The sequence below is a fragment of the Pararhizobium sp. PWRC1-1 genome, from assembly GCF_049897905.1.
Taxonomy (GTDB): Bacteria; Pseudomonadota; Alphaproteobacteria; order Rhizobiales; family Rhizobiaceae; genus Pararhizobium.
Genome location: NZ_JAFCXE010000015.1, coordinates 66,058 through 77,920, shown reverse-complemented (window position 1 = coordinate 77,920; position 11,863 = coordinate 66,058). Strand labels below are relative to the sequence as shown.

Annotated in this window: 8 protein-coding genes and 1 pseudogene; 7 read left to right on the top strand and 2 right to left on the bottom strand. The window is 59.2% G+C overall.

Annotated features, from left to right (window positions below):
* Window positions 1–45 precede the first annotated feature (45 nt).
* The 4 genes from ACP7E0_RS21980 to ACP7E0_RS21965 all read left to right on the top strand — a co-directional run bounded on the left by ACP7E0_RS21980 (window position 46) and on the right by ACP7E0_RS21965 (window position 3,388).
* Window positions 46–1,017, top strand: coding sequence for a cupin (locus tag ACP7E0_RS21980; RefSeq protein WP_426127804.1), 972 nt, complete (start codon window positions 46–48; stop codon window positions 1,015–1,017).
* Between the two features lie 101 nt (window positions 1,018–1,118).
* Window positions 1,119–1,814, top strand: coding sequence for an RraA family protein (locus tag ACP7E0_RS21975; protein ID WP_426127802.1), 696 nt, complete (start codon window positions 1,119–1,121; stop codon window positions 1,812–1,814).
* 12 nt (window positions 1,815–1,826) lie between these two features.
* Entirely contained in the window at window positions 1,827–2,018 is a 192-nt protein-coding gene (locus ACP7E0_RS21970) for a hypothetical protein (protein WP_426127800.1), read from the top strand.
* Window positions 2,015–3,388 (top strand): amidase, encoded by a 1,374-nt coding sequence (locus tag ACP7E0_RS21965; protein ID WP_426127798.1) that lies wholly within the window; start codon window positions 2,015–2,017, stop codon window positions 3,386–3,388. Before ACP7E0_RS21970 ends, ACP7E0_RS21965 begins: the two co-directional genes overlap by 4 nt.
* Window positions 3,389–3,456: 68 nt before the next feature.
* On the opposite strand, the gene hisD is transcribed toward ACP7E0_RS21965, so the two are convergent.
* Window positions 3,457–4,752 carry a histidinol dehydrogenase gene (gene hisD, locus ACP7E0_RS21960; RefSeq protein WP_426127796.1) on the bottom strand — a complete coding sequence of 432 codons (1,296 nt, stop codon included), beginning with the start codon at window positions 4,750–4,752 and terminating at the stop codon, window positions 3,457–3,459.
* A gap of 258 nt (window positions 4,753–5,010) precedes the next feature.
* On the opposite strand from hisD, the gene ACP7E0_RS21955 reads away from it, so the two are divergent.
* Window positions 5,011–5,748 (top strand): alpha/beta fold hydrolase, encoded by a 738-nt coding sequence (locus ACP7E0_RS21955; RefSeq protein WP_426127794.1) that lies wholly within the window; start codon window positions 5,011–5,013, stop codon window positions 5,746–5,748.
* Window positions 5,749–5,782: 34 nt separating this feature from the next.
* Complete coding sequence (locus tag ACP7E0_RS21950; protein WP_426127792.1) at window positions 5,783–6,934, top strand: ester cyclase; 1,152 nt, start codon at window positions 5,783–5,785, stop codon at window positions 6,932–6,934.
* 572 nt (window positions 6,935–7,506) lie between these two features.
* Here ACP7E0_RS21950 and ACP7E0_RS21945 read toward each other — a convergent pair.
* Window positions 7,507–9,642, bottom strand: a complete 2,136-nt coding sequence (locus tag ACP7E0_RS21945; RefSeq protein WP_426127790.1) for a putative bifunctional diguanylate cyclase/phosphodiesterase — start codon at window positions 9,640–9,642, stop codon at window positions 7,507–7,509.
* Window positions 9,643–11,009: 1,367 nt separating this feature from the next.
* Here ACP7E0_RS21945 and ACP7E0_RS21940 point away from each other — a divergent pair.
* A pseudogene (locus ACP7E0_RS21940) lies at window positions 11,010–11,858 on the top strand (ABC transporter substrate-binding protein); the annotation flags it as partial.
* Between the last annotated feature and the right edge of the window lie 5 nt (window positions 11,859–11,863).

Genomic DNA, 11,863 nt, shown 5'->3' with positions numbered 1-11,863 from the left:
AAATCTTGTCCGTAACAATTTTGCATACGTATGAAAGGAAGAACAATGCAGATCTCCCAGACGGAATTGGAAAAACGCATCGTTCGCTACGGCGAATTGAAGCCATGCCGCACTGCCTTCATCGACGCCCATACGCCGGGCTCGAATAGCAAGGAAAACTTCACCATCATCGGCGGCGGCGTCTCCGAAAGCGCCGACCAGCATGTTCACATAACCGATACACCCGGCTTCAACATTGGGGCGGCCGGGCAGCCGCCGAAATGCCGCAATTCGCTGCATTCGCATCGCACAGCCGAGGTCTTCTTCATCCAAAAGGGTCGGTGGCGCTTCTTCTGGGGCCGCTGGGGCAATGCCGGCGAGGTCGTGCTCGAAGAGGGCGATATCATCAACATCCCGACTGGTATTTTCCGCGGCTTCGAGAATATCGGCACGGACTATGGGATAATCATGGCGATACTTGGCGGCGACGATGCCGGTGGTGGCGTCATCTGGGCACCGCAAGTGATCGAGGATGCGAAGGCGCATGGCCTGATCCTCGGCGAGAACGGCAAGCTCTATGATAGCAAGAAAGGCCAGAACCTGCCGGACGGCATCAAGCCGATGCCGCTCCTGACCGACGAGGAGTTGAAGGCCTTCCCGGAAACCCCGGTGACCGACGTCGTGCGGGACTATGTCGCCCGCTACTGGGACCTGATGGCGCTGGCCGGCAAGGCGCCGGCTAAGGTGATCGGCGAAAATGCGCTGCTGCGTGACAAGCCGGGCTTCGAGGTCGAACTGCTCACCCGAGGATCGATCCCGGAAGCTGCATATACCAATGAGCGCCACGAGGTGCTGATGGTCATGCGCGGCCATTGGAAGCTCACTTGGGATGGCGGCGAGTCCGTATTGGCGCCGGGCGACACCTGCGCGGTGCCGCCGGGCTTGAAGCATAGTCTCGTGCCGTCGATGACTGGCGAGGCCAGCCTCTACCGTGTCGTCGCGACCGGCGACAAGGCCGGATTTACCTGGCGCGGCTGAGATGCCTGAGGCGGTGGCGATCAAGCCGCCGCTCTTTCATTCTTTCAACAGGCTCCGACCCGGATTTCTCGGCTGGAGCCTGACGCATCGGAGGATTAGACTTGGACGACGCTCTCCTGGCCTTGCTGCGCAAGGTCGATACACCCACCGTCTGCAACGCCATCGAGGTGGCCCAGGGCAAGCGCGGCTTCAACGCCTTCACGCGCGGCACGGTGATTTCGTCGGCGCCGACGGCTCCGTCGGTTGTTGGTTATGCGCGCACGGCCAAGATCGCCGCTGCAGCGGCCTCGACCGAGGACCCCGCCGTTATCAAGAGCCGCCGCCGCGATTATTACCGGCATATGGCGGGTGGTGAGGGTCCATCTATCGCCGTGATAGAGGATCTGGATTTCCCCCATTGCGTCGGTGCCTTTTGGGGCGAGATCAACGCCACGGTACATCGCGGGCTGGGCCTGTCAGGTGTGCTGACCAATGGCGTCATGCGCGACCTTGGCGACGTGCCCTCCAATTTCCCGATGATCGCCGGTTCGATCGGCCCAAGCCACGCCTTCGTGCATGTCGAGGCGATCGCCGTGCCGGTGACGGTGTTTGGCATGACGGTTGCACCGGGCGATCTCGTGCATGCGGATCGGCATGGCGCCGTCGTCATACCGCCGGAGATCATCCCTGTACTGGCGGCCTCGATCGAAAAGCTGCAGGCGACCGAAAGGTTGATCCTCGAGCCCGCTCGACAGGAAGGCTTCGATCTTGCACAGTTCGAGGAAGCTTGGGCGCGCTTCGAGGCTGCCCGGACCTGACTGGAGTAGGCAATGGCTTCCTGTGAAACCAAAGGGCCGACGCTTACGGTGATCCGCGCGCGGGCTTCCGAATGCGGCATCGAGATTGCGGCTGAGCGCGAGGCTTCCATCCTTGCCGGCGCGCAGTATCTGCACGATGCGGCAAGGCGCCTCGACAAGATCGCAATCCTTGACGATGCTAGGCCGGAGCCGGTCCAGCGATGATGGAACATGCAGTCGACCTGTCGATCCGCGAGGCGGGCGCACGACTCCGTGACGGACCCCTGACATCCGTTGAGCTGACGCAGGCGCATCTCGACCGTATCGCCGAGCGGGATGGCGCCTATCATGCCTTTCTGCATGTCGATGCCGAACGCGCGCTGGCAGAGGCCGCACGCGCCGATGCGGCGTTGAAACGTGGCGAGGACCTCGGACCGCTGCACGGCATTCCCGTCGGCATCAAGGATCTCTTCGACACAGTGGACATGCCGACGACCTATGGTTCGGACGTCCATGCCGGCAACGGGCCGACAGAGGATGCGGAAGTTGTCCGAAGGCTCAAGGCGGCCGGTGCCGTCCTGATCGGCAAACTTGAAACTTATGAATTCGCCATGGTTGGCCCAGTCTTCGACCGCTCGTTTCCGCCTGCGGCAAACCCTTGGGATACCAACCGTTTTACGGGCGGATCCTCGTCCGGGTCGGCGGCGGCCGTGGCCGGCAGGCTGGTGCGCACGACGATCGGTTCGGACACCGGTGGCTCGGTGCGAAGCCCATCGGCCTATTGCGGCACAGTCGGTCTGAAGCCCACCTATGGCAGCATCGCCACGCGCGGTGCCTTTCCGCTGTCGCCAAGCCTCGATCATGTGGGGCTGGTTAGCGCGTCGGTTGAAGAGGCCGCCGTCACGTTCGACGTGGTTGCTGATCGACAGGAGGGAAGAGGGCTCGCCGCTTCCAGGCTGGGGGTGCCCTTGGCTGGACTGCGCATCGGCTATGCCCGCGACTGGTTTTCCGATGATCCAGAGACTCTGCCGGCGTTGCTGGAGGCTGTCGACGGCGCAGCGTCCACGCTGTCGATTCTGGGCGCCGGGATCGAGGAAGTGACGCTACCGGCAGCCGCGGATTTCGAGGCGGTCGGCGCAGTCATCATCCACGCCGAAGCCTTCGAGGGGCATCGCCATTCGCTGGCGGCTTCGGGCAGCCAGTACAGCCGCAAGGTCTTCCAGAATATCTTGTCCGGCCTTTACCTGACAGCCGATGATCTCAGCCGTGCGCGCGAGGCCGCTGTCCGGTTGCGGGCATTGCTCGATCGCACCGTCTTTTCGCGGTTCGACGCGATCCTGACCGCAACGACGTTGACACCAGCGATACCCTTTGCCGAATTTACCGGGGAAGCGGCGCGCTGGACGCCGATGCGCACCATCGCCTTCAATGTGACGGGCCATCCGGCCCTCTCGGTTCCCTGCGGCTTTGCCGATGGCCTGCCGCTCGGTCTGCAGCTTGTATGCAAGGCAGGGGACGAGGCAACCCTTTGCCAGATCGGCCATGCCTATGAACAGGCCACCGATTTCGCCGCCGTCAAACCGCCGCGTCTATAACGCGACCCATCTGCCGATCAGGCACTTGGGACGGAAATGGCTGCCCGTTGAGCGGGCAGCCGGTCTTGTCAGACCGGCGCCTTTTGCAGCCGGTCGAGCCGGAGCTGCGCTGCGCGGCGATGGCCTTCGAGGCTTTCGCTGGCGCTCTGGCGGGCGGCCGGTGGGGCAACAGCCTCGACACCGCGCTCGTCCAGCCACTGATGCGTGGCGATCTTGACATAGGCGCCCACCCAGAGACCGCCGGTGTAACGGCCGGCACCCATGGTCGGCAGCGTGTGGTTGGTGCCGCAGCACTTGTCGGAATAGACGACGCTGGCCAGCTCGCCGATGAACAACGAACCGTAATTGCGCAGCTTCTTCGCCATGGCCTGCGGATCGATCGTGTGGACCTGCAGGTGTTCGGCGGCGACATGATCGGAATAGGCGATCATCGCTTCCTCGTCGTCGCAGACGGTGATTTCGCCATAATCGCGCCAGGCCTGGCCGGCCACCGCGGCGGTCGACAAGTCCTGCAACTGGCGCTCGACTTCCTTCAGCGTATCCTCGGCGAGCTTGCGATCGGTGGTGATCAGGCCGACGCGGGTGCGCACGTCGTGCTCCGCCTGTGCAAGCAGATCGGTCGCGATCATCACAGCATCGCCGCTTTTGTCGGCAACGACAAAGATTTCCGAGGGGCCGGCCAACTGGTCGATGCCGACCGGGCCGAAAACCTGGCGCTTGGCTTCGTTCACAAAGGCATTGCCGGGGCCGACGATCTTGTGAACGGCGGGAACAGTTTCTGTGCCATAGGCCATGGCGGCGATCGCCTGGGCGCCGCCGATACGGAAGATGCGGTCCGCGCCCGACAGATGGCAGCCGGCGATCATCGCCTTGTGGGCGTTCGGCGGCAGGCAGGCGATCACTTCGTCGCAACCGGCGACCTTGGCCGGTACGATCGTCATGATCGGCGCCGAGAGCAGGGGATAGCGTCCGCCGGGCACGTAGCAGCCGACGCGCTCGATCGGGATGACGCGGTGGCCGAGGTGGAGGCCGGGACGCAGCTCGATTTCCAGCGGCAGGATGGTGGAAAGCTGCGCTTCGGCGAATTTGCGGACATTGCCGATAGCGAATTCGGTGTCGGCGCGGGTCTGCGGATCGAGTTCGGCGAGCGCTTCCTCGCGTTCCTGCGGCGTCACTTCGAATGCTGCGAGTTCGGCCTTGTCGAACTTGCCGGAATATTCGCGCACGGCATCGTCGCCGCGTTTGTGCACATCCGCGATGATCTGCGCCACCAGTCCTTCAACGGATGCGCTGTCGCCGATGGGGTCGCGTTCGGGTGCCTTCACGTATTGGACGCCCTGCATCGGCGTGTCCTTGATGGTCATGGCCTGTCTCTCCACTAGCCTTGTGTTTCGTCTCGATCCAGTCCGCCTGACACGGCTTTCCGTCGTCGAAACCGCGCGGTTTCGCCGGGCAAACAGTGTTCGAGGCGTTCGAATAATCGAGCACAAATTCTATTGCATACGTATTCAAAATCTGCCAGTCTTTTTTCCAACGCGACGTCACAATCTGTTTTTGCCGCTCTTTTGGGCCGGCAAAGAGGGATATGATGGCGCCGTGCAATATCTTTCGGAATATCTGAGATGATGGCTCCGCCAATGACCGCCGACCCACGACCGCCGCTCCTGCTTCTGCCGGGAACCGCCTGTGATCGCCGGGTTTTTGCGCCTGTGATCGACCGGCTTGGCGATTATCCGATCGTGTGTGGCGATATGGGTGGCGCCCAGACCATGCCAGATTTGGCGGAGGCGATCCTGGCGGTTGCGCCGCCGGTCTTTCTGTTGGCCGGCTTTTCGCTCGGCGGTATCTGCGCGTTCGAAATGGTCGCCCGGCAACCGCATCGCATCGTTAAGCTTGCCCTGATTGACACGACGCCGCGTCCTGACCCACCAGGCAATGCCGCCATGCGCCACAAGGCCGTCGCTGATGCGCGCGAACGGGGGATGCACAGCTATATTCTTGATGCCTGGCCGCGATTGGTGGCGCCAGTCAATGTCGAGGATGAGGCGTTGCGGGACACGATCGTCGCCATGGCCCGCGATTGCGGCCTGGATCGGCTGTCCGATCAGTCGGAGGTTGCAATTCATCGTGCCGACAGCCGGCCGCGCCTTTCCGCGATCACCCAACCTACACTGGTGCTGGCCGGCGCCCATGAGCAGGTCTGTCCGCTCGATGCGCAGCACGAGATCGCTGCCGGAATTCCAGGCGCGGTTCTGCACCTTATCGAGAAGGCCGGCCATTTTGCGCCGCTTGAAAATCCCGACGCTGTCGCGCTCCACCTCGGACGCTGGCTGACAGATGGCTCGGGAACAGTTTCCTGAAACCCGCTTTCGAATTCAAATGGAAGGATATGACATGAGCGAAGATGACGCCAAGGGAGGCAAGGCCGTGGCACAGAAAAAAGAACAGGTTGAGCAGGTGCTGCAGGTCGAGCGCCGCGATTACCCGGAACTCGCCCCGACAAACCGGCCGCGCGGCCAGTCGCTGGAAGGTTTCGATGCCGTCTATACCGACATTGTTGACTATATCGTGCGCTGCACGCACAAAATCTGGGACGAGCGCGATATCGGCCTGATCTACACGCACTATACCCACAACTGCGTTCTCTACGGTACGCTCGGCACGATCTACAATCGCGAAGACGTCGTGCGCGACACGATCCAGCGCCTCGTTTCAATGCCCGAACGACGCGGCATGGCGACCCAGGTTCTCTGGCGCGGCAACGATGTCGAAGGCTTTTACACCTCGCATCTCGTCACCGGCACCGGCCGCCATACGCAGTACGGCCATTACGGTCAGCCCACCGGCCGTACCTTCGTCTCGCGCACGATCGCCGACTGCATGATCCATCGTAACAAGATCTACCGCGAATGGGTGGTGGCCGACGTCATGGCGATCATCAAGCAGCTTGGGCTAGATCCGCACGCCTTTGCCGAGAAGCTGGCTAAGGCATCCTTCGACAAGGGCCTGCTGTCGCTCGATATCGGCGAAAACCGCCGCCTGCTCGGCCAGTATCCGCCGGAAGCCGAAGCCGATGTCTCGATCGCCCACAGCGACATCGAGGCCTATACGCTGCGCTGGCTGCACGAGATGTTCAATGGCCGCATGTTCGGTAAGATCAAGGACGTTTACGCGCCGACCTGCCAGTATCACGGTCCTTTGATGAAGGAGCTTTATGGCATTGCCGCCGTGACGCACCAGCATCTCGGCCTGATCGGCTCGATCCCGGATGCCGCCTATTCGGTGCAGCACATTTGCTCCAACCCATGCGAGGAAGGTGGCGTCAAGGTCGCCGTCCGCTGGATCATGGAAGGCCATCATCTCGGCTACGGCATCCTGCAGGAACTTGGCGATCCCACCGGCGCCCGCCTGCAGGTCATGGGCATGACTCATTACCATTACAAGGACGGCAAGATCGTTGACGAATGGAACGTCTACGACGAACTGTCGCTGCTGGTGCAGGTCAAGCTTGCCGAAATGGCGCGGAGCGCGAATCTTTCGGCGTGATTGGATCGTAACGAAATCATTGGCCCGATGGTTGGACGTTCCGCTATCGGGCTTGGACAAGATGGCCGTCCAGAAACTATAAGTAGCAATCGCGTGACCGGAAAACCCCGACGAGGATCACGGGCAACCGGCAGGCGACCTGGGATCGCTATTCTTATCTCATCAAAGCGCTCGCGGGGTGGTTACGTTGAATGAACATCGTATCCACCTCCGGGAAATACAGTTGTCGGGTGCAGCCTCGGCCGGCTGACAGACATTCGCCTTAGAGCCGAAATACCAGCGATACCCAAATGTGGGTAATTGCAAGCCCGACCAGACGCTTAAAAACGTAACCCGATCCAAACATCATTCAGTCTCAGGATTGCTCCACAAAAGGCCGACTTCAAATCGAAACTTTGCCCCAAATAGAATTGAAATCACTAGCGGGCTTGGCGGAATACGCACCCCGAGCCAGATTGAGGAACTCCTGCATGCGGTCTCTAGGACGCACACCGGACCAATGATTCGCTGACACCGGTTCCCATCCTGCGCCGGAGGTCCACCGGATCCGCAGCAATACTGTGCCCTCACCTTCAGCAATTGGTTACTCGCGCCTTTTTAATTTGCGCCAGCCCTACTTCAGCGATCAGTTGCGTCAGTCGTTCAAGCGAAACCGGTATTGACATCAAATAGCCCTGCAGCTGATCACATCCGAGCCTTCGAAGCTCGTCGCTCTGCTCGATGGTCTCGATACCCTCTGCAGTCGTCTGCAGGCCTTTGGCTTGTGCAAGACCGATCATCGCTTTGACAATGGCCTCGCTGCCACTTGCATGTCCAAAGCCGCTGACGAAGCAGCGATCGATCTTGATCCTGTCGACGTTGAGGCGCTGCAATCTTCCAAACGAGGAGAATCCTGTTCCAAAATCGTCAAGGGCGAAGCGCACACCTGCAGACCGAAGATGCTCGATGTTGCGCTCGCAACATCCGCTGTCGTCCAACAGTGCCGATTCTGTAATCTCGATTTCAAGACGCTGGGGATCAAAGCCGATACGGTTCAAAGTCGGCAAGACTCTCAAGGCATAGACATCGCTTCGAAGTTCGACTGCCGACGCATTGACGGCCACTTCAAGATGCTTCCATGCCAAGGCGGCTGTGCAGGCCTCTTCCAGCACAAAGACGCCTAGACGCTCGATGAGTCCAAGATCTTCGGCAAGCGGAATGAAGACATCGGGTGATATCGAGCCTTTTTGCAAATGCTTCCAGCGAAGCAATGCCTCGACGCCTGTCATCCTGCCATCTTTGGCAGCGTAAATGGGCTGGTAGTGCACCGATAGTTCGGAATTTCCAACAGCCAGCCGAAGATCCGCTTCGAGTTCGCGTTTGGATTGCATCATCTCGTCCATGTGGGCGCCAAAGATCGCATAGCGATTTCGTCCAGCCGATTTTGCATGATAAAGAGCGATATCAGCCATGCGGGTCAGCTCAGACCCCGTAGCTTTTGATCCCTGCACAGACGCGACGCCAATGCTCAATCCGATCAGGATCGGCTGGCCGTCTATTTCAAAGGGCCTTCGGACAGCCGCAATCAGTTTACTGGAAAGTCTTTCGACCTCTTCAATTGCGGTGTCTTGAACAATGATGGTAAACTCGTCGCCACCAAGTCTGGTGACCGGAGTGTCGGGGCCGCAAGTCTCCAAAAGGCGACCAGCAACGGCGATCAGCAGTTTGTCCCCGATCGGATGCCCAAGAGTATCGTTCACCTGCTTGAACCGGTCGAGATCCATGTAAAGAACAGCGGTGTTTTTGGCGGTATCGGCTTTCCCGAGTACATCCTCGAGGCAGGCATTAAAAGATGACCTGTTAGGGAGGCCCGTCAAGGCGTCGTGGTGGGCCATATGAGTAAGATGAACCTGAGTTTCCTTCAGTCTTGAGGAGCGCCGCGCGATCAATTGCGCGAGGCCACTAATGACGGCGAGCAGAACTAACGCAGCAGCGCAAAGGACGGGAGTAGTAGTCTTCACAAGGCCGGCGCCGGGCTGAAAGGGGATCCAAGAAAAATATCCGTGGAACTGTCCGGATGCTGTCGTCAGCGGGGCATAGAGGCGGCCGTCGCCATTTGTCGCACTCCATGAGAACCGGAGCTGGTTGAACAAGTATTCCTTCGCAACGGTCTCTAGAAAATCACTGTCCAGATAACGGACGGCAACATGCAGAGCTTCTGTGCCTGGATCCTGCTTAATGTCGCCCGTATCCGATATGATCGGTTTTACGCTTATAATGGCGGGCCTGCCACCAACCGCTGCCAGCTTGCTTTCACCGATGCTCAACACTCTGTCAGTCACCCCATAGCTATCCCCGGCCGCAAGACGTGCTTGTAGCTTGAGGACCAAAGGAAACGCGACAGGTTCCACAAGCTTGTGAGCGGAAACTGGATCTGTTTGGTTGCTCAAGAAGCCATAGATTAGTTTGCCGTCAGGACTTAAGACGAATGCGCCATCATGGCCGAAATAGGTGTTCATCCAACGTCCAAGGTTTGTGTCCAGCCACTCCTCGTCACCGCCGTTGCGCACCGCCTCGACAGCATCGTCCCAGACTGTCGCACTTTCCTGTTCATGTGCAACGTTGATCTGCATCTTTGATACAATGAGCTCTACGAGTTGTGTCTGACGGCGGGCGATCGCGATGTCGGACCCGTGGGCCGACCAGCTGATCGTTGCATATAGGGTCAAAACGATCCCCAGGACAAAAACCAACGAGCACAGCAATCTGACAAAGGAGCTAAAATTCATTTCTTGCGGCACCAATGAGGTAGTTAGGCACCGATTTACAGCAAACCGATTAAAACACCGCAAACCCCGGCGCCTAATTGCAGGTACCGCCACGTGGATCTATCTCCCAGGTTCGGTTTGGGCGCCCGAGCCCATCAAGCTAACCGTGAAAGATTTGGTCCGAAGGAGGGAATGCCGCACAATGCCACGGAGTTGGCTGAGATCGGCCACGCGTCTTCCGCACCTGAGTTTGAAGCATACCAGCCGGTGAGGCCCATGGAAGTGCAAGTTCCAGAACGATTTTCTTTAGCACTGGCAATCTCAGTCGCCGTACCATGATCTAAAGTCGTAGCTTCGCAACATCAAGTCACTGACGCTCGAGAGAGAGGGAAGTGAATTCGGTCGGTCTTTGAGGAGATATATCCGGCTCAGAAGACGTGAACTCGTTCGCGGTTGATCGGATCCTGGTCGGGAAACACAGAGACGTTGCCACAGGCTCCGCACATCTTGAAGGCTATGATGTAAGGTGGATTTCTCGATGCGCGAAGAACAATGGAGGACAAATACGTGCATGCTTTCGAGGCGACGTTTACGGCTATAGTTCAGCGGTCTCTCCAACCGCGCGCGGTACGCCTGCAGCTGCGCCTTCTTTGCCATTGCGGCCACACGGCCAACACGCGTGTCGCTTGTTCGCTTTTTCCTTAAGCGGTATGTCCAGCACTCAAGCATCAGTGATACCAACATCCCATTGTGTGGGTGTCGGAATACTTCCTGTAAGAGCGAGACGAACGCTTTTACGTAAGCCGACAGCTTTTTGGCCAGAGCGCTATATTCTGACAGGATTCGCCTAATGGCGGGCCCCGTCCTGTAGTGAAGAGGTTTCTCGGAGGATAATTACGCCGCGGTAAATCGCTGAGGGGTAAGGCGCAACGCAGCCGCGGCGTTGGCCGTCCAGTTGTTCGGTCGCCCTCTGGCGCACGGCTCCTGGTGCTGCCGCGGGAACGCCACGCTCATCGAGCCACTGGTGAGTTGCTGTCCTATGGCTTGATCGTGAGAATTCGTCGGTTGTGACGGTATCAGGCACTTAAAGTGAGACTCTCACACGCCACGCCGCCGAGGATACGGCGGTTTCGCTCGGTGGTAGAGAAACGAGGTCTTCCAAGGCAATACCGCTTCGCTCCGGCTTTTTTTAAATCAGGGGTCGTTTAGGCTCTGTGATCACGCTCAAATGACACTGTGGCTGTGATGAATGTCGTTGACTTTATACGCAAATCTGAGAGTAATTGCCCACGAGCAAGGCAAATGCTCATAACTCTTCTGGAAGGAAGATATATGAACCTCAAACTTTTTTGCTGGGCACATGCTCGGCAGTCGTCCTCGCGGGTTTTGCGCAGGCTGAAACCCTCACCATTGCCACGGTGAACAATGGCGACATGGTCCGCATGCAGACGCTGACGGACGATTTCACCAAGGCAAACCCTGACATTCAGCTCGAATGGGTCACCCTCGAGGAGAACGTGCTGCGCGAACGCGTCACTACGGACATCGCGACCAAGGGCGGCCAGTACGACGTCATGACGATCGGCACCTATGAAGTCCCGATCTGGGCTAAGCAGGGCTGGCTGGTGCCGCTTGAAAACCTCGGCGCCGACTACGACGTCGACGACCCTCTGCCCACCATTCGTGGCGGTCTCTCCATGGATGGCAAGCTCTTTGCTGCTCCGTTCTATGGAGAGAGCTCGATGGTCATGTATCGCAAGGACCTCATGGAAAAGGCAGGGCTGACAATGCCCGATTCCCCGACCTGGGATTTCATCGCGGACGCTGCCCGCAAGATGACGGACCGTAGCGCCGACATCAACGGCATCTGCCTTCGCGGCAAGGCCGGCTGGGGCGAGAACACCGCCTTCCTGACCGCCATGTCCAACTCTTTCTGCGCTCGTTGGTTCGACGAGTGCTGGAAGCCGCAGTTCGATCAGCCTGAATGGAAGAACACGCTCGATTTCTATGTCAAGCTCATGAACGATGCCGGCCCGCAGGGCGCTTCGTCCAACGGCTTCAACGAGAACCTGGCGCTGTTCCAGCAGGGCAAGTGCGGCATGTGGATCGACGCCATGGTGGCTGCATCCTTCGTCTCAAATCCGAAGGATTCCACCGTCGCCGACAAGGTCAGCTATAAAAC